This window comes from Sphingomonadaceae bacterium OTU29LAMAA1 (assembly GCA_024072375.1).
Classification (GTDB): domain Bacteria; phylum Pseudomonadota; class Alphaproteobacteria; order Sphingomonadales; family Sphingomonadaceae; genus Sphingomonas.
This window is the reverse complement of record CP099617.1, coordinates 2,119,968-2,143,750: the sequence shown is the minus strand read 5'-3', so window position 1 is coordinate 2,143,750 and position 23,783 is coordinate 2,119,968. Positions and strand designations below refer to the sequence as shown.

The following is a 23,783-nucleotide window of genomic DNA, read 5'->3' as shown; positions in this document are numbered from 1 at the left end:
TCTTAGCAGATGTTGCGGTGCAGCTAAAGCGGGGGTGGGACAAGGTCGGGGTAAACGATTGTCTGCGGTGCGACCTCTTCGTGTCTTCGCGTGAATCGACCTCCTATAGCGAGCGGATCAGCTTGGCGGCCTGCGCGAGCCACGGGGGGGATGACACCGATGTGGGGCGGGCTCCCGGAGTCGATGGGAGGAGGAGGAGGGTTTCGCCGTCGATGCCGATCAGGCGGGCGAAGAGGAAGCGACCGGGTGGGACAGGAACGAGCACGTCGCGGTTCAGTGCCTGCGAGAAGGTGTCGGGCGTGCGCAGGTCACACCAGAGTTCGTCGCCGGCGCGATAATCGGCGATGCCGCCGGTAACCCTGACCGCGATGCTGCCGGCGCCGGGCTGGGGCGGGGTGAGCGTCTGCGGCTGGCGGGGGGCATGCGCACCATCCGCATCCAACGTCGCGGCCACCGGTAGCGATGCGCGTTCCGGGAGCGTGACGAGATCCGCCGGCGCGACCTCGAGAGCGAGAGCGATGCGGTTGATCCAGCCGACCGAAACAGTGCGGGTGCCGGTCTCGAGTCGTCCGATCGTCTGGGCGGTTGTTGGAGGCGAGCATCGGCGGGCGACCTCCTCCAGCGTCAGATTTTTGGCCCTACGTACCTCTCTTATCGCGGTAATCATGGCGCATCCCTAACCGCTGCGGTTATTTCTCTGTCCTACAAAGCTGACGTTGTGGCAAGCCCGGATCGACTCGGGAGGCTAGCATATGCAAGAATTGATGGTGCGGACGGTTGGACGGGGACGCAATGTGAGCATCAACGACGCCGAATCACCGCTGGGCTGGCTGAAGGCGCGGGGACTGGTTGATGCGCGCCAGTTCGAGGCAGGCGAGCGGTTGCGCGGCGACTACGAGATGGCCGCGATGGGACCGCGGGTGACGATGCGCTGGTCCGCCCGGGTGGACGGCGGCGGCAGCGGCTGCGAACCGGACCCGAGCGGGGCGCAGATCGCGGCGAAGCGACGCTTCGACGAGGCCATGGCGTCAGCCGGACGCGGATTGGGCGATGTGCTGTGGCGGGTGATCTGCGCCAACGAAGGGTTGCCTGCAGCGGAGAAGGCGCTGGGCTGGCCGGCGCGTGCGGGACGGCTGGTGCTGACGCTGGCACTCGACCGGCTGGCGGATCATTACCGGCTAATCTGACCGGCGACGCGATTGCCCGGCGGCGCGATTGCGTTTGGCTGCAAGGCGGGTGTATCGGCGGCGTAGACAAGAACATAAGCGGCCCGCGAGGCCGATGACGGGATGGATGACGTGCGCTTCGCCTTCGTGAAATGCCATGGGTCGGGCAACGACTTTCCGCTGATCGACGCGCGCGGCATCGATCTGGCTGAGGCGGACTGGGCGGCGGTCGCGCGTGCGCTGGCGGACCGGCGCGGCCCGGTGGGTGGCGACGGGCTGTTGCTGTTGGGCCAGGGTACCGACGATCATGATTTTTCCATGGCGATGTACAATGCGGATGGCAGCCAGGCGGAGACGTGCCTGAACGGCTTGCGCTGCGTCGCCCGGATGGGGTTCGAGGCGCTGGGGCTGGATATGGCGCGGGTGCGGCTGAAGACGTCGGACGCCATCGTCGAGCGCGACGCGGATCTTGCGGCTGGCGTCTACACCGTGCGCGAGACGGCGGGGCCCGCCGGGCTGGACGTGCGGGTATGGCCGTTGCACGCGGGCGTCGAACGGATCGTCGAGACGCCGGTCCCGCCGCTGGTCAGCGAGCGGCGCTTTATCGCAGTGGCAATGCCCAACCCGCATCTGGTGACGTTCGTCGAGGCGGTGGACGAGGCGGAACTGGTCGCGATCGGGGAAGCGTGCGAAGCGGCGCCGCACTGGCTGCCCAACCGCGCCAACGTTTCCTTCGTCGAGGTTCGGGGACGCGACCTTTTCGTACGAACGTTCGAGCGCGGCGTCGGATTGACCGACAGCTGCGGCAGCGCAATGGCGGCGTCTAGCTTTGCCGCCTGCCTGACCGGGCGGTTGGCCTATGATACGCCGATCACAGTGTTCAACAAGGGCGGGCTAGTGCGCGCGAGCGTGACGCGCGATGCGATGGTCAGCCTGTCGGGCAATGCGACCTGGGAATGGCGTGGTTCGATCGACGTCGACATTGCTGCGGAACGCGCGGGCGACCTGGTCGTCGAAGCGCATGCCGACGCCGAGATCGCGGCCTGGGCGGGAATCGCGGATTTGGCCAGCCGCTAGTGGCACCAGCCGGGCGGCGATGCGTTGACCAACCGTATAACCCATATGATGGCAGAGCATGGTATCGAGGCTATGCTGTTGTATCGATTGCAGAAGTTTTGAGATTGTGGACGACGAGAGCTATTTTTACCAGCGTGCCGAGACCGAACTGGAGCTGGCGCAGCGTGCGACGCATCCGCTGGCCGTTCGTGCGCATTACATCATCGCCAACCATTATCTCGACCGCTGCTACGGCGGGGCCGATGGCCCGGGCGGCGACGCGGTGACTGCCGTGGAAGAGCGTTGAAGGCGCACGCATGAACCCTTGGTCCGTCCCGTTCGTTGAGCAGGACGAACGAGGGTCACGATGGCGGACGGGTCCAAGGCCGAAGACGAGGAATTGCAGGGGCGGCAGGGTGCGAAGCTGTTCCCGGTGGGTCAGGCGTTGCGTGCAACCTACGATGCCGAGAATCACGCATCGTTGAGCAAGGATGTGACCGGATTGATGCTCGATCTGGCGAGAGTGCCGTTCGAGCCGCATGAATTCGAGCCGGTGACGCGGCCGGCGCCGACACCGGCACGCCCCGGCTGGATCGGGCGATTGAGCATGGCGCTGATACGTATGCGGCGCGGTCGCTGACCGGTCATCGTCGCCGGTCGAACGAGGCCGTCAGGCCGGAACCAGCGAATCCCGGACGACCGATATCAACGCACCGAAGATCGCCTCGATCAGGGCGAGCGCCCGCGGCGTCAGGCGGATCGGCGTGGTCGGGCCGATCGCCCCCGGCACCTCCGTCTCGATAAAGCCGGCGTCGGCGAGCGCAAGCAGCCAGCGCCGGGTGAGCGGCCATGTGACGCCGATCCTCAGGGCGATGTCCCCCGCCTGCGCGGTAGCGGCCTCCGCTTCGGCGACATAGCTGAGCAGCAGGATCTCGGTAGCGGGATTGCCGATCAGCGCGTCGCCAAAGGCGCGCTTGCCGCCCTCCATCGCCTGTAGCAGCAGCCGTGCCATCCGCCATTGCGCCTCGACCGTCGACGGCGCGGTGCTGCGTGGCAGCGGACGACAGGTCACGACGAGACGTCGATCGTTGCCGGTGCCGATCCGCGAGATGTGGACGTTGACCCAGATCGCATGCCCGTCGGCGTGGATATGACGCTGGGTCGCCGACATCGTTTGCGTCTCGCGCCAGACGCGACCGATGAACAACGCCGCGGCGGCCCGATCGTCGGGATATGTGAAGTCGAGCGCAGGCCGACCGATAATCTGATCGCGCGTCAATCCGAGCAGCCCGGCATAGGCGCCGTCCACATCGACGACTTCCAGATTGCGTCCGATCAGACCATGGGCGATCGGTCCCGACGCAGGATGCATGGCAACGCAGGATCCTGTGAGAGCGTTGGAATGACAGAGTTGTTAACGTTCCCGACAGGCAAGGGCAAGCCCCGCTCCGACAATCGTGATGTATGACAGCCGGAACCACGTCGGCATCAACGCGATAACGCAATACGCGACAGTAAAATAACCTATCTGGTACATAATGCTTGACAGCGTCACACTGTTTAGGTACATAACAGGAACGCTGAAGAATTGCGAGTCGGGCCGGAACGGTCGGGTAGAGCGCCCGATCCGTTGCCGGCCCGACCTGCGTAGCGGGGAGGGGCGCATGACGGACGAGGTTGAGGGCGATCCGGCGATATCGTGCGGAACGGCGGGCCGCCGCCGGTCGTGCCAGGCGGTTCGATGGACGGCGACGATGAACACGACGTTCTTCACGCATCTGGCGGGCAGCTGCAACGTCACCGAGGCGGCGAGGACGATCGGCCTGCTGCCATCGCAAGTCTATTACCGGCGCAAGACCAACGCGGCGTTCGGCAAGGCGTGGGACGAGGCGATCGCCATCGCCTATCAGGTGCTGGAGACCCGGATCATCGGCCATGTGCTGGCAGGCGGCAGCGGCGGCGGCGCCGTCGGCATGGTGGACGGACTGGCGCCGGAGCCGATCGCATGGGACGAAGCGGTCAAGCTGCTCGCCATGCACAAGGCGCGGCGCGACGGGCGCGTCGGCCCGCGCTTGCCGTCGCAGGCGGTGGCGACGCGCGCGCAGACCGATGCGGTGATCGCCGGCAAGTTGAAGGTGCTGGCAGCGCGCAACCAGCGCGCGGCGGCGATCGCGGCCGGCGTCGTGCCGGGGCGGCACGTGGCGCTACCGGCACCGGCCGCAGTGTCCCGATCGGGGGCGAGGAACGGCGATACACAGGACGGGGGCGCGGCATGACGGACGAGCGGATCGACGTGATGGCGGCGCTCGCCGCCCTGCCCGAAGCGGAGCGCGACGCATTGCTGCGATCGCTGCCCGTGGCGATGCGCAACGAACTGGGGGAACGCTGGGAAGGCGGCTGGGCGCAGCCGGGGCAGCAGGCGCCGAGCGGCGAGGATTGGCGGATCTGGCTGATCCGGGCCGGGCGCGGGTTCGGCAAGACGCGTGCGGGCGCCGAGTGGGTGACGGCGATCGCGGGCGATCCGGAGGCGCTGATCGCCCTGGTCGGTGCAACCGCCGCCGATGTGCGCCGGGTGATGATCGAGGGGCCGAGCGGCCTGCGTGCGGTCGCAAAGATCGGCCAGACACCGCGCTATACCGTCAGCCGCGGCGAAATCCGCTGGCCCAACGGGGCGCGGGCGTTCGTCTATTCGGCGGACGCGCCGGACCAGTTGCGCGGGCCGGAGCATCATGCGGCGTGGTGCGACGAACTGGCGAAATGGCGGCGCGGCGATGCGGCGTGGGACAATCTGATGATGGGGATGCGGCGGGGGCCGCGTCCGCGCGTGCTGGTGACGACGACGCCGCGACCGACCAACCTGATGAAGCGGGTGCTGCGGGCGAAGGGGCTGGTCGAGACGCGCGGGCGGACGCGCGACAATCCGTTCCTGCCCGACGCCTTCGTCGAGCATATCGAGGACAGCTATGGCGGCACGGCGCTGGGGCGGCAGGAACTGGATGGCGAGATGATCGAGGATCTGGCCGGTGCCTTGTGGTCGCGCGCGATGCTGGAGGGGTGCCGGGGGGATGCGCCACGCGATCTGGTGCGGGTGGTGGTCGGCGTCGATCCGCCGGCGGGGGCCGTGGCCGAGGGCAAGGGCGGCGATGCCTGCGGGATCGTCGCGGTCGGGCTGGACGGCGACGGCATGGCGCATGTGCTGGCCGATGCCAGCGTGTCCGCGGCATCGCCGGAAGGCTGGGCGCGGGCGGTGGCGGGTTGCGCGGCGCAACATCGCGCCGACCGGGTGATCGCGGAAGCCAACCAGGGTGGCGCGATGGTGCGGTCGGTGTTGCTGGCGGCGGAGGTGACGCTGCCGGTGAAGCTGGTGCGGGCGAGCCGGGGCAAGGTGGCGCGGGCGGAGCCGGTGGCGACGTTATACGAACGCGGCCGCGTGCGGCATTGCGGGCGGTTCGCGGCGCTGGAGGACGAGATGTGCGGGCTGGTGGCCGGGGGTGCATATCAGGGGCCGGGGCGGTCGCCGGATCGGGCGGATGCCTTGGTCTGGGCGCTGACGGAATTGTGTCTGGGGCGGCGGGGTGGGGGCGCCGTGCGGGGGTTGTAGCTGTCGGGGCGTTCGCATGGGCCATGCAGTTCGTCGCTTACCTCCCCCTCCGTCACGCTCTTTGCGAGCGCGCCACCTCCCGCTTGCGGGGGAGGAATGGGGGGGCGGGCCATTCAAGTCCTCCCTCGCTTTAGCGGGGGAGGGGGACCGTTCGCGTAGCGAATGGTGGAGGGGCCGTTTCCACGAGCACTGCATTCGGTGCTTACCTCCCCGTCCGTCACGCTCTTTGCGAGCGCGCCACCTTCCCCTTGTGGGGGAGAATTGATCGGGGCGAGCGCAGATCTCCCTCGTCTTTCTTCTCCTTCTCTGCGGCTGAGCGACGCCGAGCGAACCATATTCAGGAGCATCATCATGCGGTTGTTTGGGTGGAAGGGTCCCCGCGAAGGCGGGCGGCCGGCTTTGTCGCGTGCGGGAATGGGCGTGGCGTTGGGGGAGTGGCCGCGGTCGTATGAGGCGCAGGTGCGCGATGGCTATGCGGGGAATGCGATCGCGCAGCGGGCGGTGAAGCTGGTGGCGGAAGGGGTCGGGTCGGCGCCGCTGGGCGCCAGTGCGCCGGAGCTGGCGGCGCTGGTCGAGGCGCGGTCGGGAGGGCAGGCGCTGCTGGAGACGGTGGCGGCGCAGATGCTGTTGCACGGCAATGCCTATGTGCAGGTGCTGCGCGATGCGGAGGGGGGCGTGGGGGCGCTCTATGCGCTGCGGCCGGAGCGGGTGAGCGTCGAGGTGGATGCCGGCGGGTGGCCGACCGCGTACCGCTATGCGGTGGGCGAGCGGCGGGTGCGGCTGGACGCGGAAGGGCCGCGCCCGGACGTGGTACATATCCGCAGCTTCAATCCGGTCGACGATCATTACGGCATGGGGTGCCTGGGCGCGGCGTCGGGTGCGGTCGCGGTGCACAATGCGGCGGGCAAGTGGAACAAGGCGCTGCTCGACAATGCGGCGCGGCCTTCGGGAGCGTTGGTCTACGATCCCGGCGACGGCGCGGCGTTGAGCGCGGAGCAGTTCGAACGGCTGAAGACCGAGATGGAGGCGGGGTTCGCCGGCGCGGGCAATGCCGGGCGGCCGATGCTGCTGGAGGGTGGCCTCCGGTGGCAGGCGCTGTCGCTGTCGCCGGCGGACATGGATTTCGTCGGGCTGAAGGCGGGGGCGGCGCGGGAGATCGCGCTGGCGTTCGGGGTGCCGCCGATGCTGCTCGGCCTGCCCGGCGATGCGACCTACGCCAATTATCGCGAGGCGAACAAGGCGCTGTGGCGGCTGACGGTGCTGCCGCTGGCGGGAACGATCCTGAGCGGATTGGCGCAGGGGCTGGCGGGGTGGTTCGAGGGGGCGGCGCTGTCCGTCGATCTCGATCGGGTGCCGGCGCTGGCGGAGGATCGCGAGCGGTTGTGGGCAAGCGTGAGCGCGGCCGGTTTCCTGACCGAGGAGGAGAAGCGGGCGATGTTGGGGGTGGAGCGATGACGGGCGATGTTCTGGCGCAATTGATGGCGCAGGCGGCGCGCGAGGGGGCGGACCTCAACACGATGCGCGCGGTGGCGGAGGAGGCGGGGGAATTGTCGGCGACGCGGGCGCTGACCCGGCTGGGTCTGGCGGACGAGGCGGCGCGGCGGGATCTGGCCGAACTGCGCGAGCTGCTGAGCGCATGGCGCGATGCGAAGCGGTCGGCGTGGAAGGCGGCGGCGGGCTGGTGCCTGCGGCTGGCGGGGGCACTGCTGCTGACCGGACTGGCGGTGAAGCTGGGTTTCGGCGGGTGGTTGAAGTGAGATTCGGGGGATACGCCGCGATCTTCGACCGGGTGGATCGGGCGGGGGACGTGATCCGGGCGGGTGCCTTTGCAGGGGGCGGGGCCGGTGCCGCTGTTGTGGCAGCACGGCGGGCGCGCGGTCGGGCGGATCGTGACGCTGGGCGAGGATGCGCGTGGGTTGCGGGTCGAGGGCGAGGTCGACGATCCCGATGTGGCGGCGCTGGTGGCGCGGCGGGCGCTGGATGGGCTGTCGGTCGGCTATCGCGCGGTCGAGGTGCGGCAGGGCGCGCGGCGCGAGCTGGTGCGGGTGACGCTGGCCGAGGTGAGCCTGGTCGCGGTGCCGATGCAGCCGCTGGCGCGGATCGACCGGGTCGGCTGAGGCCGCGGCGCTTCAAAAAATTTCAAGTTTCCAACGAGGAGAATGACGTGGACGTGATCGAACGGCCGGCGCTGGATGGCGCGCGTGTGGAGCGGACCGACGGGGCCTTTGCGGGCTTCGTGCGGGCGGGGACGACGCTGGAGATGAAGGCGTTCACCGGGGTGACGGGGGATGCGGGCGGCTTTGCGGTGCCGCGCGAGATCGATGCGGAGATCGCGCGGGTGCTGAAGGGTGCCTCGCCGATCCGGGCCATCGCCAATGTCGTGAAGGTGGGGTCGGCGGGGTATCGCAAGCTGATCACCACCGGCGGCACGCCGTCGGGCTGGGCGGCGGAGACGGCGGCGCGACCGGAGACGGCGAGCCCGGTGTTCGCCGAGCTGGTGCCGCCGATGGGGGAATTGTACGCCAACCCCTCGGCCAGCCAGGCGATGCTGGACGATGCGGCATTCGATGTGGAGGACTGGCTGGCGGGCGAGATCGCGGCGGAGTTCGCCAAGGCGGAAGGCGCGGCGTTCGTCGGCGGCACCGGCGTCAACCGGCCGAAGGGGTTCCTGACCAATCCGACGTCTGCCGCGAAGGATGGGGCGCGGGCGCTGGGGACGCTTCAATATCTGCCGAGCGGGGCGGCGAGCGACTTCGGCACCGTGCCGGACGAGCGGCTGGTCGATCTGGTCCAGAGCCTGCGGGCGCCGTACCGGCAGGGGGCGAGCTGGGTGATGAACGCGAGCACGCTGGCGCGCATCCGCAAGTTCAAGACGACCGACGGCATGCCGTTGTGGCAGCCCAGCCTGGCGGGCGGGCAGCCGGCGATGCTGCTCGGCTACCCGGTGGTCGAGGCGGAGGACATGCCGGATATCGCGGCGAATGCGCTCGCGATCGCGTTCGGCAACTTCAGGGCGGGGTATCTGATCGCCGAACGCAGCGAGACGGCGATCCTGCGCGATCCGTACAGCAACAAGCCGTTCGTCGGCTTCTACGCGACCAGGCGGATCGGCGGGTGCGTTGCCGACAGCGAGGCGATCAAGCTGATGAAGTTCGCCGTCGCCTGATGGGTCTTTGAAAACGCGCGGAAGAGCGCGTTTTTGCGGTGCCGGCCCGCTCCCTCTCCCGACCACCCGTTCAGGATATGCTGTGGGTGGCCGGAAGGGGGGAGCGGGCCGGCACCGCCTCAATCGAAGGAAAATGCTGATGGCGGGGGCGGCGATGCCGGTCGGGGTGGTCGCTGCGGCGGCGGCTGCGGCGGGGGCGTATTTGCGGATCGTGGAGGCGCCGGATGCGGTGCTGACGCGCGGGGCGGGGTCGGCGCTGGCGCTGGCGGAGGCGTTCTGCGGGCAGCGGCTGATCGGGCGGGTGTGCGAGGATGTGATCGGCGTCGGGCGGGACTGGCAGCGGCTGGTGCAGATGCCCGTGAGCGCGATCGCGGGGCTGACCGGGTTGCCGGCGGCGGGGGAGCCGTTCGTGCTGCCGGTGGGCGCCTATGCGGTGGATATCGATGCGGGCGGTGTCGGCTGGGTGCGGGTGACCGCGCCGGGCGGGGCGAGCCGGGTGACGGTGAGCTATACCGCGGGGCTGGCGGCGGACTGGACGGCGCTGCCCGAGCCGGTGGCGCAGGGCGTGGTGCTGCTGGCGGCGCATCTGTTCGAACATCGCGAGGGGAGCGCGGAGCCGCCGGCGGCGGTGGCGGCGCTGTGGCGGCCGTATCGGAGGATGCGGCTGTGAGCGCGGGCGCGATGCTGCGCGCGGCGGTGGTGGCGCATCTGGCGGGGCTCGGCCGGGTGTTCGACGCGCCGCCGGCGCGGGGGGCGATGCCCTATGTAGTGGTCGACGACCCGGGGCTGGCGGCGGGCGATGCGGTCGGCGTGCTGGGGCGCGTCGGTTCGGTGGCGGTGGCGTGCGTCGACAGTGGCGTGTCGCCGGAGCGGGTGCGGGCGCTGACCGCAGCGGTGGAGGAGCGGATGGCGACGCTGCCGGCGCAACTCGGCGAGGGCTGGCGGGTGACTCATGTGCGGCTGGTGCGTGGTTCGGTGGTGCAGTCGAAGGGCGAGCGCTGGACGGCGACGAGCGTGTTCGCGGTGCGGATGTTCCGCAACAACTAGGGGAGACAAGACATGGCGGTGGAACGGGGCAGTGCGTTCCTGCTGAAGGTGGGCGACGGCGCTATGGTGCCGGCGTTCGCGACGGTGGCGGGGCTGCGCACGACGCAATTGAGCGTCAACGGCGAAGCGGTGGTGGTGACCAACAAGGATTCGGGCGGCTGGCGGCAGTTGCTGTCGGGCGCGGGGGTGCGCAGCGTCAGCGTGTCGGGCGCGGGCGTGTTCACCGGATCGGCGGCGGAGGTGCGGGTGAAGGCGAGCGCGCTGTCGGGCGTGCTCGACGATTACCGGCTGAGCTTCGAGAGCGGCGACAGCATGACCGGGCGGTTCCTGGTGACGCGGCTGGATTACGCCGGCGATTTCAACGGGGAGCGATCCTACACGCTGAGCCTGGAGAGTTCCGGGCCGGTGGTGGTGGCGTGAGCGGCGCGGCGAACCCGGTGCGCGGCGAGTGTTCGCTGCGGGTCGATGGCTGCGATCTGGTGCTGCGGCCGTCGTTCGCGGCGCTGGTGGCGGCGGAAGGCGAGCTGGGGCCGCTGTTCGCGCTGGTCGAGCGGGCGGCGGAGGGGCGGCTGGGGCTGGGCGAACTGGTGGCGCTGTTCTGGCACTGCCTGCGCGAGTTGCCGGAGGGGATGACGCGCGAGCGGCTGGGCGAGGCGCTGATCGAACTGGGGCTGGCGAAGCTGACGCCGGTGCTGCGGGTGCTGCTCGGGCAGATCCTGGCGGGGCGGTGACGGCATTTGCAGAGAGCGCGGTGCGGCTAGCGGGGTTTGCGGGCGCGGTGCTGGGGTGGAGCCCGGATGCGTTCTGGCGGGCGACGCCGGCCGAACTGGCGACGGTGGTGACGGCGGCGAGTGGCGGCGGCGAGGGGGCGGTGACGCCGCCCGATGCAGCCACGCTGGCGGCGATGCGGGAGGCGTTTCCGGATGGATGAGGTCGAGCGGATGGTGGTCGGCGTACGGGCCGACACGGCGGGCTTCGCGCGCGAGGTCGAGGCGATGCGAGCGACGATGGAAGGGTCGCTGGGTGCCGGGGCCGAGCGGGCGGGGCGGGCGATCGAGAGTGCTTTGTTGCGATCGGTACGGGCGGGCAAGTTCGGGTTCGAGGATCTGAAGGGCGTCGCGCTGGGGGTGCTGGCCGAGGTTGCCCGTGCGGCGGTGCGGAGCGGGGTGGGCGCGGTGACCGGCGGCAGTTCGCTGGGGGGCGTGCTGGCGGGACTCGTCGGGTTGCCGGGGCGGGCGACGGGTGGGCCGGTATCGCCGGGGCGCGGCTATGTCGTGGGGGAGCGGGGGCCGGAGGTGTTCGTGCCGACGTCGAGCGGGCGGGTCGAGGCTGGCGGATCTGGCGGTCGCGACGTGCGGGTGTCGATCACGGTGCAGGCGGGAGCGGGGGAGGCTCCGGCGGCTTTGCAGCGTTCCGGGAGACAGGTGGCGAGGGCGGTCCGGGCTGCTTTGGAGGGGTAGGGCGTGTGCCTCATTCCTTTTCCGCAAGGGGGCGGCGCTCCAGCGATGACGGAGGTGGACGTGAGCTACGAGCGTCGTCGCCTGCGGAAGCGCCCCCTCCACCACCGGCTGCGCCGGCGGTCCCCCTCCCCCGCTGAAGCGAGGGAGGAATTGTCGGGTTTTCTCGTTCCTCGCCCGCGAGGGGGAGGTGGGCTTTGCGCCCGGTTTTTCGCCCACGGTGTCGGCGTTTTTTGCGCGTCACCTCCCAGTCGAGGGAGGAATGCATTCGGTTTCGGGAGACATGTCATGGCGCATTGGCTGTGTTCGCGGCGCGAGCAGCAGGTGGAGGGGGTGGTGACGCGCTTCGATCCGCGGTTCTGGACGGTCAATTTTCCGCGGCCGATGATGGCGGCGGTGACCAATCCGGCGGCGGATGCGCTGCGGGTGGATGCCGTGTTCTACAAGCGCGACGATCTGGCGGGGTTGATCTGGGAGGCGGAGGACCGTTTCGATCATGCGCTGTTGCGGTATGAAACCTCGCGGGATTTCCGGGAATGCCGGTTGAAGTTCCGGTGGCGGTCGCAGGGAATCAAGCCGCTGGATGCGGTCAACGGCCCGACGCTGACGATCGAGGGGCGCGATGCCTCTGGCGCACCGCGGGCCTGGTACGTGCGATTGTGGAATTATGCGACAGGTACGACCGAGGATGCGGTCGTCGAGATCGATTTCGCGAACCTGTTGGGTGGGTTCCTGTTGCCCGGGGAAGCCGATCCCGTGTGGGCGGGGAATATCGACCGGATGTTCGTGTCGCTGGTCGCGCCGGATTACGATGGCAGCGACGGGGCGCTGGCGGGGGCGCAGGAGGGCTGGGTCGAATGGACCGGGATCGCCTGCGACGGGCCGGGCGCAGTGCTGGCGATCGGCGATGCAGTGGTGCCGGAGCACGGCTTCGCGATCGCGAGCGGCTATGACGACAGCTACAATCTGACGCCGGCGCGGCTGCTGCGCAATGCGCTGCATCTGGGGTATCGCGGGGCGATCACGCATTACGTCGGGATGAGCCATTATTTCCGGCTCGAAGCGCTGTACGGCGGGTTCTATGTCGGGCTGAGCGGCGGCGTGCTGAATACGGCCTGCGCGGCGTGGCATCGCGACTTTGCAGTGAGGGCGCGGGCGCTGGGCTATGACGTCATCTGGTCGCTCAGCTACGAATTGTTCGACGCGCATTGCTGGAACGACTGGAAGCAGCGGGCGGCGGATGGCGCGCCGGCGCTGACCGGGTGGGAGCCGCCGTCGACGCTGCTATCGCCCTGCCACGACGGCGCGATGGGGTATTTGCGGCAGGTGGCGGCGGCGTTCGTGGGCATCGGTGTCGCGGCGGGGCTGGCACCGAAGTTCCAGGTCGGCGAGCCGTGGTGGTGGACGATGCCCGACGGGCGGCCGTGCCTGTACGATGCGGCGGCGGTCGCGGCGCTGGCGCCGGTGGCGATCCCGCGCGTGCGGATGACGATGGACGTCGCGCAGACAGCGACGATGGATCGGGCGGGCGCAGCGCTGGCGGCGTCGACCGCCAGTCTGGTTGCGGCGGTGAAGACGACATTTCCGGCGTGCGAAAGCTATCTGTTGACGTATCTGCCGACCGTGCTGGACGGGCAGGCGCCGGAGCTGAAGCGCGCCAATATGCCGGTCGGCTGGGCCTATCCCGCCTTCGACGTGCTCCAGCTGGAAGATTACGACTGGGTGACGGAGGGCGACGTCGCGTCGACCGTGCGCGGCGTCGCGGCGGCGGAAGCCCGGCTGGGCTATCCCCGGGCGCGGCAGCATTATCTGTCGGGCTTCGTCCTGCGGCCCGATCAGGCGGCGCAATGGGCGCTGATCGCGGCGGCGGGGCTGGCGGCGCGACGGCGCGGGGTCGCGGCGGTGTTCCTGTGGGCGTTGCCGCAGGTGATGCGCGACGGGTTCGTCCATTTCGAGGGAGACGAGGACGTGCAGGATTACGACGACGTGCTGTTCCCGATCGCGCTGGGGCGCGAGGCGGAGGTGGCGCCGACCTTTTCCACCGCGATCCTGACGGCGGCGGGCGGCGCGGAGCAGCGCAACGTCGGCTGGGCGGAGCCGCGGACGCAGTATGACGTCGGCCCCGGCGTTCGGTCGGAAGCGGATATCGCGACATTGCTGGGCTTCTTCCGGGCACGGATGGGGCCAGCACGTGCTTTCCGGCTGCGCGATCCGTTCGATGCGACCGGCGTGGACGAGGTGCTGGGGCGGGGCGATGCGATCGGGCGGCGTTTTGCGCTGGTGAAGCATTACGACGGGGTGGTGCGGCGGATTGTCCGGCCGGTGACGGGGAGCGTCCGTGTCGCGGTGGACGGGGTCGCAACGCAGGGCTTTCAAGTGGAAGCGGGCGGAACGATCGTGCTGGATGCAGCGCCGCCGGCGGGGGCGGTGGTGCGTGCGAGCTTCACCTTCGACGTCATGGTGCGGTTCGCGGAGGATCGGCTTCGGGTGACGCGGGCGACGTTCCTGGCGGGCGAGGCCGCGTCGGTGCCGCTGATCGAGGTGCGCGGGTGAGCGCGGTGACATGCGCGGTGCTGTGCTGGCGCGTCGAGCGACGGGACGGCGTGGCGATCGGGCTGACCACGCACGACCGCGACCTGACGATCGACGGACTGGCGTATCGTGCGGCGCCGGGCATGACGCCGTCGGCGGTGCATCGGTCGGCGGGACTGGAGGCGGATACGATGGATATCGGCGGCGCGCTGAGCGGTGCGGCGATCGGCGAGGCGGATCTGATCGCGGGGCGCTGGGATGGCGCCCGCGTGCGGCTGTTCGCGGCGGATTGGGAAACGGGCGCGACGCTGGCGGCGCTGGGCGAGGGGCGGATCGGCGCCGTCGAGTTGAGCGAGGACGGCTTCACCGCCGAACTGGCCGGAGCGAGCGCGGCGCTGGCGCGGCCGGTGGTCGAGGAAACATCGGCGGAGTGCCGCGCCGAGCTGGGCGATCGGCGATGTCGGGTGGCGCTGGCCGGCCGGCGGCGGTTTGCGCGGGTGACCGGCGTGGCGGGGCGGGTGCTGACGCTGGATGCGGCCGAGCCGGTGGCCGACGGCTATGCGGGCGGGCTGTTGCGGTGGTTCGGCGGCGCGAATGGTGGGCTGGAGCAGGCGATCGCGGGGTCTGCCGGGGCGATGGTGACGTTGCGGACGGTGCCGGCGTTTGCGGTGGTCGCTGGCGCGCTGGTGGAGCTGGTCGAGGGGTGCGACAAGAGCCTGGCGACATGCGCGACGCGGTTCGGGAATGCGGCGAACTTTCGCGGCGAACCGCATCTGCCGGGGGTGGACCTGCTGACGCGCTATCCCGGTGGATGAGGGCGCGCGGGTCGCCGGGGCGGCGCAGGCGCTGATCGGTGTGCGGTTCCGGTTGCACGGGCGCGACCCCGCACACGGGCTGGACTGTATCGGGGTCATCGCGGCGTCACTGCGGGCGGCGGGCTGGGACGGCGTTGTGCCGACCGGTTATCCGCTGCGCGGCGGCGACGGCGTGGAGATCGCGAAGCGGTTCGACGCGGTGCTGGCGCGGGTCGACGATGCGGCACCGGGCGACGTGCTGCTGTTCGATGTCGGCATGAGGCAATGGCACGGGGCGGTCCGGACCGTGGGCGGCATCGTCCATGCGGATGCGGCGCTGCGGCGTGTGGTCGAGCGGCCGGGGCCGTCGGACTGGCCATCGATCGGGGTCTGGCGATATGGGGGAGGAAGCTGATGGCGACGCTGGTGCTGACGACGGTCGGGCGGGTGCTGGGCGGGCCGATCGGTGGACTGCTCGGCGGGCTGGCCGGGCAGGCGATCGACGGGCGGCTGTTTCGCGGCGCGGCGCGCGAGGGGCCGCGGCTGACCGAGCTGGCGATGCAGACGTCGAGCTATGGCACGCAGATTCCCAAGCTGTTCGGGACGATGCGGGTGGCGGGGACGGTGATCTGGTCGACCGACCTGATCGAGACGCGCACGACCAGCCGCAGCGGCAAGGGGCAGCCGGGCACGAACAGCTACAATTACTCGGCGTCGTTCGCGGTGGCGTTGTCCGCGCGGCGGATCGTCGGCGTGCGGCGGATCTGGGCGGAGGGCAAATTGCTGCGCGGGGCGGCGGGGGACTGGAAGAACCGGACCGGGTTCCGGCTGCATCGGGGTGGTGAGGATCAGCCGGTCGATCCGCTGATCGCGTCGGCGACGGGCGCGACGCCGGCGTATCGTGGGATCGCCTATGCGGTGTTCGAGGGGATGCAGCTGGCGGATTACGGCAACCGCATCCCGTCGCTGACCTTCGAGGTGGAGGCGGACGCGGGGCCGGTGGCGAGCGGCGCGATCGCGGCGGCACTGGCGGGGGACGTCGACGGGGTGGGCGGCGTGATGCTGGGTGGCTTCGCGGCGTCGGGGGCGAGCGTCCGGGGGGTGCTGGATACGCTGACGCTGATGGACGGCGGCTGGTGGCAGGTCGACGGCGCGCGGATCGTGCACCGGACGGATGTCGGCGTACCGATCGCGATTCGGGATGACGGAATGGATGCGGGATATTCCGGCCGGCGCGGGCGGCGGACGATCGCGGGCGTCGATACCGTGGCGCGTGAGGTGACGGTCGCCCATCATGACCCCGCGCGCGACTATCAGATCGGCGTGCAGCGGGCCCGGCGACCGGGACCGGGAGGGGGGATCGACCGTGTCGAGCTGCCCGCGGTGCTCGACGCGGGTGCGGCCAAGGCGGTTGCGGAGGCGCTGATTGCCAGGGGCGAGGCCGGGCGTGTGCGGCGGCGGGTCGCGCTCGGCATCGCCGACATGGGCATCGCGCCCGGTGCGATCGTCGCCATAGCCGGGGAGGACGGGCGCTGGCGGGTGGCCGGGGCACAGGTCGAAGCGATGGTGACGACGCTGGAGCTGGTGCCGCTGACGAGCGGTCCGGTCGCGGCGCGCGCGACCAGCGGGCAGATGGTCGCGGCGGCGGACCTGATGGTCGGAGCGACGATGCTCGTCATCGCCGAGCTTCCCGGGCTGGCGGAACCGCTCGGCGGGCCGAGGATCAGCGTGATGGCCAATGGTGCCGGCGCCGGCTGGCGACAGGCGGCGCTGCTGTACAGCCTGGACGATGGCGCGAGCTGGACCGGGGCGGGGACTACGGCGGCACCGGCGGTGATGGGGCGGATCGTGGTGTCGCCATTGGCGACGGGCGCGACGCTGACGGATCGCCGTAGCCGGATGGTGGTCGCGCTGAACCGTGCGGACATGATGCTGGCCGATGCCGATGCGACGAGCTTGGCGCGGGGCGACAATCTTGCGCTGGTCGGCGGCGAATTGATCCAGTTCGCGCGGGCCGAACCGCTGGGCGGCGGACGATGGGCGCTGTCCGACCTGCGGCGCGGGTTGCGCGGTACGGAGCATGCGATCGGCGTGCAGGCGGTGGGGGATGCATTCGTTCTGATCGAACGCGAGGCGCTCGCTGCGATCGATCTGCCGGCGTCCGCGATCGGACGGCGTATCCGGGTGCTGGCCAGCGGAGTGGGCGATGCGACCGGACCGGTCGAGGCCGGGGTCGAGGTCGTCGGCGCATCGGTTGCCCCGCCGTCGCCCGTCCATCTGGCCGTGGCAAATGCCGCGGGCGGTGGGCTGCGGATCGAATGGACGCGGCGCAGCCGGACGGGATGGTCGTGGAGCGACGGCATCGATGTCCCGCTGGCCGAGGAGACGGAGGCCTATCGCATCTCCATCGACGATGCGGCCGGCGAGCGCGGGGTGTTCGATGTCGTCGGGCAATCGTCGTTGCTGATCCCTGCCGCCCGGAGCCCGGCGATGCCGGCGACGATAACGGTCGTGCAGCGTGGAACGCTGGCAACGTCGGTGGCCGCGACATTCCCTCTCGATCACGGAGTATGATCATGGACGACCAGATGACCTCACGATTCGGCATACCGCTGCTGGCCGCAGGGCAGGCAGGCAAGGAACTGACGCATAACGAGGCGCTGACGCGGATCGATATGGTTATGCAGGCGGCCGTGATCGCCGTCGGCCTGAATATTCCGCCGGCCGCTCCGTCGGTTGGCCAATGCTGGATCATCGGTACGACGCCGACCGGCGACTGGACCGGCCATGGTCGAGCGCTGGCGGGCTGGACCACGGGCGGCTGGCGGTTCGCCCGGCCCGTCGAAGGCCTGCAAGTGTGGAGCATTTCGTCTGGTACCACAGTAGCTTACCGATCAGGTGTGTGGCAGGATGGTGACGTGACGGCCGCGCGTCTGGTCATCGGCGGAAAGGCCGTCGTCGGCACGCAAAAGGCCGCTATCGCCGATCCGGCGGGGGGCGGGGCGGGGGACGAAGTCGCGCGGATCGCAGTGACGGCGATCCTCGGCGCGTTGCGACAACACGGGCTGATCGCCGGATGACCCGATGTGTGGCATCCTTGCCACAGGTCCCGCCTTTTGTGCGCTTGCGTGGAAACCAACCCTCGGATAGTGAGTTTGCGCTGTCCGTAGTGACACTCAAGAAAGGGGAATTCTATGCGGAAGCTTGCCGTCGTTCTGGCACTTGCATCCACCGCGCTCGCCACTCCTGCCCTCGCCCGCGACAAGTCGTGGTACGTTGGCATCGAAGGCGGCGCGATGATCGTCGAAGACATCGATTATGACATCGGCGCCACCGCCAATGCCGCATCGGTCGATCACAACTATGGCTACGACGTCGATGGCGTCATCGGTTACGATTTCGGCGGGTTCCGCGTCGAGACCGAAGTTGGCTACAAGAGCGCGACTGTCGATGGCTACACCTCGACCGTCACCACGCCGCGCTACAACACCGCGGGTGCGATCGTCGCTACCCCGGCTGGCAGCTATGATTATGCCGGTGGCAAGACCTCGGCGCTCAGCTTCATGCTGAACGGCCTGCTCGACTTCGGTGAAGACGACGGCATCCAGGGCTTCGTCGGCGGCGGTGTCGGCGTCGCTCGCGTGAAGGCGAACTACGCGCTCAACACCCGCGGCAACTTCGTCGACGATTCGGACACCGTGTTCGCATGGCAGGGTCTGGCAGGCGTCCGCGCTCCGCTGACCGACCACATCGACGCGACGCTGAAGTATCGCTTCTTCAACGCCGACAACGTCAAGCTGGTCGACGTGACGAACCGCACCTTCGAGGGTCGTTTCCGTTCGCACAGCATCCTGGGCGGCCTGACGTACAACTTCGGTACGCCAACGCCTCCGCCGGCGCCGGTCGAACCCGCTCCGTTGCCGGCTCCTGTGCCTGCGCCTGAACCCGTCGCTCAGCCGCCGGTCTGCTCGCCTGGTCCGTTCATCGTGTTCTTCGAATGGGACAAGTCGGACATCACGCCGGAAGCCGGTTCGATCCTCGACAACGCGGTCAGCCAGTACCAGAACTGCGGTAACGCGCAGGTCATGCTGGCAGGTCACGCCGATAAGTCGGGTGCCGCTTCGTACAACGTCGGCCTCTCGCAGCGTCGTGCTGACTCGGTCAAGGCTTACCTGTCGTCGCACGCCGTGCCCGACAGCGTCATCTCGACCGAAGCGTTCGGTGAGAGCCGTCCGCGCGTCGACACCGCCGACGGCGTTCGCGAAGTGCAGAACCGTCGCGTGGAAGTCACCTACGGTCCGGGCGCTGGTCAGTAAGACCAGTCCCACCGTCGGGAATACAATCGGGGAGGTCGGCGCGAGCCGGCCTCCCCTTTTGTTTGTGCGGCGAATTGGGCGCGCATCGATGGAAGAGCGGGATAGGGCAGATGCGTGGCTGACATTCCGACTGCGTTAATTGGGTCCACCGGCCGATAATGTTTGAGGCGACCGGGCCTCCCCATGCCTTTGCGTCGGCGGTAGCTCGTGAACGGTGTGAATGTGCCTGATCCCGGGTTGCGCTTTGGCGGAAACATAATCTTTGCTTCCAGCCTGCGGAGGCGAAGCGGATCACCGCTGACGTCGGACGATGGTGGTCGCTTCCTTCCGACCGGGGTCGACTGTCGCCCGGAAAATCGGGATGCCGGTTGTCTCAGGTTCAAGGCGTTCTGCCGACATGATGCGGTTGCGGGTACATTCCTTCGACCGTCGCTGCGAGAAGGTCGCGACGAGAGGTCCCTAGCGGTGGGCTGCAAGCCTGGGTTGCGTCGCGCTGGCCGCAATGACGAGGGCGCGCAGACGATCGTAGATCTCCCATGCCGGACGTATCGGAACGCTGGCAATCGTCGGCTGTTCGGCTAGAGAGCGCCCGTCCGGTGTTCCTTCCATCCGCCAAGGGGTTTCGATGCGCATCACGATGATCGGTTCGGGCTATGTCGGTCTGGTGTCCGGCGCCTGCTTCGCCGATTTCGGCCACGACGTGATCTGCGTCGACAAGGACGAGGCCAAGATCGCCGCGCTGAGGGCGGGGCGTATGCCGATCTACGAACCGGGGCTCGAGGCGCTGGTGGCGACCAATGTCGCGGCCGGACGGCTGAGCTTCACCACCGATCTGGCCATATCGGTCGCGGGTGCGGACGCCATCTTCATCGCCGTCGGCACGCCGTCGCGCCGTGGCGACGGGCATGCCGATCTGAGTTACGTGTTCGCCGCGACGGAGGAGATCGCGGCGGCGGTGACCGGACCGACCGTTCTGGTCACGAAGTCCACGGTCCCCGTCGGCACCGGCGACAAGGTCGAGGCGATCCTGCGCGAGCACCGTCCGGATGTGGATGTACAGGTGGTCTCCAATCCCGAATTCCTGCGGGAGGGCGCCGCGATCGGCGATTTCAAGCGGCCCGACCGGATCGTCATCGGTACGGACGACGAGGGCGCGCGCAAGGTGATGCGCGGCATCTATCGTCCGCTCTATCTGAATGAATCACCGATCCTGTTCACCGGCCGCCGCACGTCCGAGCTGATCAAATACGCCGCCAACGCGTTTCTCGCGACCAAGATCACCTTCATCAACGAGATATCCGATCTGTGCGAGGCGGTCGGCGCGAACGTGCAGGACGTCAGCCGCGGCATCGGTCTGGACAACCGCATCGGCAAGAAGTTCCTGCACGCCGGCCCCGGCTATGGCGGATCGTGCTTCCCCAAGGATACGCTGGCGCTGCTGAAGACCGCGGAGGATTTCGAAAGCCCGGTGCATATCGTCGAGGCGGTGGTGAAGGTGAACGACAGCCGCAAACGGGCGATGGGCCGCAAGGTCCTGCATGCGTTGACCGCAGGCACCGCCGATGGTGAACCGAAGGGCAAGAGCGTGGCGTTGCTGGGCCTGACCTTCAAGCCGAACACCGACGACATGCGCGATGCGCCGTCGATCGCGATCGCGCAGGCGCTGGCCGACGCGGGCGTCACGGTGCGTGCCTATGATCCCGAAGGTATGGAGCCGGCACGGCGTCTGATGCCCGATGCCATCTATTGCAAGGACGCGTACGAGGCAGCGAGCGGCGCAGATGCCGTGGTGATCGTGACCGAATGGGACGCGTTCCGTGCGCTCGACCTCGACAAGCTGAGATCGATCGTGGCCGCACCGGTGCTCGTCGACCTGCGCAACGTCTATCGGCGCGAGGATGTGGAAGCGGCGGGCTTTACCTATACCGCCGTCGGTCGCTGATCGTCGGCGATTGCCGCATCGAGCCACGCGGGGATCAGCGCATCGCCCAGTGACTCGACGCGGCGATGTTCGATCATCACGCCGAGTTCGGGATAGCGCGCACGGGTGCGATCGCCGCCGTCGCCCAGCGGCGCGACGATCAGGCGCCGGTTGACCTTGGCCCGATGGTGCATCCGTGCGGTGTTCTCCTGCCCGATGTAGCAGCCCTTGGTGAAGCTGACGCCGTGCAGTTCGCGCGCGTTGCATTCCAGCCAGAGCGTTTCGCCATTGCCGAGTTCCGCCACGCCCTCCGTCACGCCGAGCGACAGGCGATGCGCCAGCCATCCCTCCGCAGGCGACGCCGGCGGCGCGATCCAGCGATGTCCCAGCGCGGGCAGCCGTGGATCTGGAACGCCGGCCGCGCCATCGATCGCCCAATGGACTGCCAGCGCCTCGTCTCGAGCGATCGTGATCGCTCGCCGCAGCCGGTACAAGCCCAGCCGCCGGACCAGAGCGTCCGCCTGCGCTGCCTCGCAATCGATCAGCAGGTCCGCATCCTGTGGCCAGACGATGAAGTCGAACAGTGCCTTGCCCTGCGGCGTCAACAGCGCTGCCCATATCGGTTGGGTGCCGGAGACATCATTGGTGACCAGCCCCTGGAGGAAGGCGCGGACATCCTCTCCGGACAGGCGGATCAGCGCGCGATCGATCAATGTGGTGGCTTCCATGATCGTCCACCTAGGGCGCCCGCATCGATTTCCAAGGGCTGGGCGCTGGCGGCGGCACCTTACCCGCGATAGGAGAGCGACATGATCGAACGCCTGACCATCCGCCGTCCCGACGACTGGCACGTCCACCTGCGTGACGGCGCAATGCTGGACGCCGTCGCCCGTCACACCGCGAGGCAGTTCGCGCGGGCCATCGTCATGCCGAACCTGACGCCGCCGGTGACCAGCGTCGCAGCGGCCGAAGCGTATCGTGCGCGGATCATGGCGGCGCTCGACGAGGATATGAAATTTACGCCCTTGATGACGTGCTACCTGACCGACGACGCCGACCCGGCGGAGATCGAGCGCGGCCATGCGGCGGGCGTCTTCACCGCATGCAAACTGTACCCGGCACATGCCACGACGAATTCGGCACACGGCGTCACCGACATCCGGCGGCTGACCGGAGTGCTGGAGACGTTGCAGCGGATCGGCATGCCGCTGCTGATCCATGGTGAGGTGACGGACCGCGCCATCGACATCTTCGATCGCGAGGCGGTGTTCGTCGATCGCGTGCTGACGCCGCTGACCCGCGACTATCCGGCGTTGAAGATCGTGCTGGAGCACATCACCACTGCGGAAGCCGCCGCCTTCGTCGCCGAGGCTGCGCATCCGATCGCCGCGACGATCACCCCGCAGCATCTGCTGATCAACCGCAACGCGCTGTTCGACGGTGGCCTGCGTCCGCATGCCTATTGCCTGCCCGTGCTGAAGCGCGAGGCGCACCGGATCGCGGTACGGCGGGCGGCGACGTCGGGATCGCCACGGTTCTTCCTCGGCACGGACAGCGCGCCGCATGTCGTCGGCGCGAAGGAATCCGGCTGCGGTTGTGCCGGGATCTTCAATGCGCCGCATGCGCTGGAGGCGTATCTCAAGGTATTCGACGAGGACGGCGCGCTCGACCGGTTCGAGGGCTTCGCCGCCGAACATGGTGCGCGCTTTTACGGATTGCCGCTCAACGAGGGGACGGTGACGCTGGTCCGCGATGCGGTGCATGTGCCGGACCACATCGGCGAGGGCGCAACGGCGGTGGTGCCGTTCCTGGCCGGTGAGACGCTGGGCTGGCGCTTCGAGGCGTAACGATCGCGGATCGTCAGCGGGCTGCTGGCGGAGCCTTGCGGCTTTGCCAGCAGCCCGGCTAGCCTAGAATGGCATCCACTTCGCCTTGTGCGTGATCTTCATATAGCCGACGTTGACGCCCGCGCGATACCCGACGCCCAGGCGGATCGGGATCAGCACGATATTGCCGCGCCGCAGGTAGGTCGCGGCGAATCCGCCGACGAGGTACAATCGGCCCTCCGCCGCCGGGAAGCGGTGGAACAGCTCCTCGGTGTCGTAGAGGTTGTAGACCAGCACGAAGACCTTGTTGGCATCGCCGCCGACGTCGAAGCCGATCGACGGGCCGGTCCAATAGACCGGCTGCTGCCCCTCGACCTTATGGCTCATGACGCCCGACCCGTAGCGCAGGCCGACCACGAACGCGCCCGCCGCCTCGCGCCCGGCGATATAGGCGTTGGGCTGGCCCTGATCCTTCAGCACCTTTTCCAGCAGTCCGGCGAGTCCGGCCGCGCCCTTGCCGAACACGCCTTCGCCTGCGGCCAACAGATCCTCGCGTTGATAGGTATCGGCGGCGCGATTGGTCGCCTCCGCACGGGCCTCCTGTTGCGCCGGTGACGCCTCGACCGGCATTGGCGCATCGAAGCCGGGTGTGGGCGCACGCTCCGTCGGGATCGGTGCGGGCACGGCCGCCCGCGGTGCGGCTTGCGTCGCCGTCGGGCGTGAACGGGATGGCGCAGGCGTCGCCAGATCGCCGTCTATCGCCCGGTTGGGGTCGATCGTCGTCACCTGCGCCGGCGCGCTTCCGGCCAGCACCGCCGCCAACGCCATTCCCAACACTATCGCACGCATGTCCATTCCCCCCGTTTCGCCCGAACCGGGCCCGGACCGTGCCCGATCCGGC

At 69.1% G+C, this 23,783-nt stretch carries 27 protein-coding genes and 1 pseudogene; 24 read left to right on the top strand and 4 right to left on the bottom strand.

Going from position 1 to position 23,783, the window contains the following annotated elements; all coding sequences use genetic code 11:
- Positions 1–103: 103 nt before the first annotated feature.
- Complete coding sequence (locus NF699_10445) at positions 104–667, bottom strand: helix-turn-helix domain-containing protein (GenBank protein ID USU03510.1); 564 nt, start codon at positions 665–667, stop codon at positions 104–106.
- Positions 668–752: 85 nt separating this feature from the next.
- On the opposite strand from NF699_10445, the gene NF699_10440 reads away from it, so the two are divergent.
- The 4 genes from NF699_10440 (at position 753) to NF699_10425 (ending at position 2,862) form a co-directional block, all read left to right on the top strand.
- Positions 753–1,187 carry a DUF6456 domain-containing protein gene (locus tag NF699_10440; protein USU03509.1) on the top strand — a complete coding sequence of 145 codons (435 nt, stop codon included), beginning with the start codon at positions 753–755 and terminating at the stop codon, positions 1,185–1,187.
- A gap of 111 nt (positions 1,188–1,298) precedes the next feature.
- Positions 1,299–2,243 carry a diaminopimelate epimerase gene (gene dapF / locus NF699_10435; GenBank protein USU03508.1) on the top strand — a complete coding sequence of 315 codons (945 nt, stop codon included), beginning with the start codon at positions 1,299–1,301 and terminating at the stop codon, positions 2,241–2,243.
- 106 nt (positions 2,244–2,349) lie between these two features.
- Complete coding sequence (locus NF699_10430) at positions 2,350–2,529, top strand: hypothetical protein (GenBank protein ID USU03507.1); 180 nt, start codon at positions 2,350–2,352, stop codon at positions 2,527–2,529.
- Between the two features lie 60 nt (positions 2,530–2,589).
- A complete protein-coding gene (locus NF699_10425; GenBank protein ID USU03506.1) occupies positions 2,590–2,862 on the top strand; it encodes a hypothetical protein in 273 nt (90 codons plus the stop codon).
- A 30-nt stretch (positions 2,863–2,892) separates the two neighbouring features.
- On the opposite strand, the gene NF699_10420 is transcribed toward NF699_10425, so the two are convergent.
- A complete protein-coding gene (locus tag NF699_10420; protein USU03505.1) occupies positions 2,893–3,594 on the bottom strand; it encodes a PAS domain S-box protein in 702 nt (233 codons plus the stop codon).
- Between the two features lie 292 nt (positions 3,595–3,886).
- On the opposite strand from NF699_10420, the gene NF699_10415 reads away from it, so the two are divergent.
- The 19 genes and pseudogenes from NF699_10415 to NF699_10325 all read left to right on the top strand — a co-directional run bounded on the left by NF699_10415 (position 3,887) and on the right by NF699_10325 (position 21,077).
- Entirely contained in the window at positions 3,887–4,498 is a 612-nt protein-coding gene (locus tag NF699_10415; protein USU03504.1) for a hypothetical protein, read from the top strand.
- On the top strand, positions 4,495–5,823 hold the full coding sequence (locus tag NF699_10410; GenBank protein ID USU03503.1) for a terminase family protein: 1,329 nt from the start codon (positions 4,495–4,497) through the stop codon (positions 5,821–5,823). The genes NF699_10415 and NF699_10410 overlap by 4 nt, the downstream gene beginning before the upstream one ends.
- A gap of 351 nt (positions 5,824–6,174) precedes the next feature.
- Entirely contained in the window at positions 6,175–7,278 is a 1,104-nt protein-coding gene (locus NF699_10405) for a phage portal protein (protein ID USU03502.1), read from the top strand.
- The gene (locus NF699_10400; protein ID USU03501.1) at positions 7,275–7,580 is read left to right on the top strand and encodes a DUF6127 family protein; all 306 of its coding nucleotides are present in this window, start codon (positions 7,275–7,277) and stop codon (positions 7,578–7,580) included. Before NF699_10405 ends, NF699_10400 begins: the two co-directional genes overlap by 4 nt.
- A pseudogene (locus tag NF699_10395) lies at positions 7,577–7,940 on the top strand (HK97 family phage prohead protease). The gene NF699_10400 and the pseudogene NF699_10395 overlap by 4 nt, the downstream one beginning before the upstream one ends.
- Before the next feature lie 47 nt (positions 7,941–7,987).
- A complete protein-coding gene (locus NF699_10390; protein ID USU03500.1) occupies positions 7,988–8,989 on the top strand; it encodes a phage major capsid protein in 1,002 nt (333 codons plus the stop codon).
- Positions 8,990–9,128: 139 nt separating this feature from the next.
- Complete coding sequence (locus NF699_10385; GenBank protein USU03499.1) at positions 9,129–9,659, top strand: hypothetical protein; 531 nt, start codon at positions 9,129–9,131, stop codon at positions 9,657–9,659.
- The gene (locus tag NF699_10380) at positions 9,656–10,036 is read left to right on the top strand and encodes a DUF3168 domain-containing protein (protein USU03498.1); all 381 of its coding nucleotides are present in this window, start codon (positions 9,656–9,658) and stop codon (positions 10,034–10,036) included. The genes NF699_10385 and NF699_10380 overlap by 4 nt, the downstream gene beginning before the upstream one ends.
- 12 nt (positions 10,037–10,048) lie before the next feature.
- A complete protein-coding gene (locus tag NF699_10375) occupies positions 10,049–10,456 on the top strand; it encodes a phage major tail protein, TP901-1 family (protein USU03497.1) in 408 nt (135 codons plus the stop codon).
- A complete protein-coding gene (locus tag NF699_10370; GenBank protein ID USU03496.1) occupies positions 10,453–10,767 on the top strand; it encodes a gene transfer agent family protein in 315 nt (104 codons plus the stop codon). The genes NF699_10375 and NF699_10370 overlap by 4 nt, the downstream gene beginning before the upstream one ends.
- Positions 10,764–10,967: a phage tail assembly chaperone gene (locus tag NF699_10365; GenBank protein USU03495.1), complete on the top strand. Its 204-nt coding sequence runs from the start codon at positions 10,764–10,766 to the stop codon at positions 10,965–10,967. The genes NF699_10370 and NF699_10365 overlap by 4 nt, the downstream gene beginning before the upstream one ends.
- Positions 10,960–11,496, top strand: coding sequence for a tail tape measure protein (locus NF699_10360; protein ID USU03494.1), 537 nt, complete (start codon positions 10,960–10,962; stop codon positions 11,494–11,496). The genes NF699_10365 and NF699_10360 overlap by 8 nt, the downstream gene beginning before the upstream one ends.
- Positions 11,497–11,781: 285 nt before the next feature.
- A complete protein-coding gene (locus NF699_10355; GenBank protein ID USU03493.1) occupies positions 11,782–14,046 on the top strand; it encodes a DUF2460 domain-containing protein in 2,265 nt (754 codons plus the stop codon).
- Entirely contained in the window at positions 14,043–14,840 is a 798-nt protein-coding gene (locus tag NF699_10350) for a DUF2163 domain-containing protein (GenBank protein USU03492.1), read from the top strand. Before NF699_10355 ends, NF699_10350 begins: the two co-directional genes overlap by 4 nt.
- On the top strand, positions 14,833–15,234 hold the full coding sequence (locus NF699_10345) for a peptidoglycan endopeptidase (protein ID USU03491.1): 402 nt from the start codon (positions 14,833–14,835) through the stop codon (positions 15,232–15,234). The genes NF699_10350 and NF699_10345 overlap by 8 nt, the downstream gene beginning before the upstream one ends.
- Complete coding sequence (locus NF699_10340; protein ID USU03490.1) at positions 15,234–17,393, top strand: phage tail protein; 2,160 nt, start codon at positions 15,234–15,236, stop codon at positions 17,391–17,393. Before NF699_10345 ends, NF699_10340 begins: the two co-directional genes overlap by 1 nt.
- A gap of 2 nt (positions 17,394–17,395) precedes the next feature.
- On the top strand, positions 17,396–17,899 hold the full coding sequence (locus NF699_10335; protein ID USU03489.1) for a DUF2793 domain-containing protein: 504 nt from the start codon (positions 17,396–17,398) through the stop codon (positions 17,897–17,899).
- Positions 17,900–18,013: 114 nt separating this feature from the next.
- Positions 18,014–19,135 (top strand): OmpA family protein, encoded by a 1,122-nt coding sequence (locus NF699_10330; protein USU03488.1) that lies wholly within the window; start codon positions 18,014–18,016, stop codon positions 19,133–19,135.
- Positions 19,136–19,760: 625 nt separating this feature from the next.
- A complete protein-coding gene (locus NF699_10325; GenBank protein USU03487.1) occupies positions 19,761–21,077 on the top strand; it encodes a UDP-glucose/GDP-mannose dehydrogenase family protein in 1,317 nt (438 codons plus the stop codon).
- On the opposite strand, the gene NF699_10320 is transcribed toward NF699_10325, so the two are convergent.
- Positions 21,056–21,784 (bottom strand): folate-binding protein, encoded by a 729-nt coding sequence (locus NF699_10320; GenBank protein ID USU03486.1) that lies wholly within the window; start codon positions 21,782–21,784, stop codon positions 21,056–21,058. The genes NF699_10325 and NF699_10320 overlap by 22 nt on opposite strands.
- Before the next feature lie 81 nt (positions 21,785–21,865).
- Between NF699_10320 and pyrC the strand changes: the two genes are divergently transcribed.
- Positions 21,866–22,903 (top strand): dihydroorotase, encoded by a 1,038-nt coding sequence (gene pyrC / locus NF699_10315; GenBank protein USU03485.1) that lies wholly within the window; start codon positions 21,866–21,868, stop codon positions 22,901–22,903.
- 63 nt (positions 22,904–22,966) lie between these two features.
- Here pyrC and NF699_10310 read toward each other — a convergent pair whose 3' ends face one another.
- A complete protein-coding gene (locus tag NF699_10310) occupies positions 22,967–23,737 on the bottom strand; it encodes a DUF1134 domain-containing protein (GenBank protein USU03484.1) in 771 nt (256 codons plus the stop codon).
- Positions 23,738–23,783: the final 46 nt, after the last annotated feature.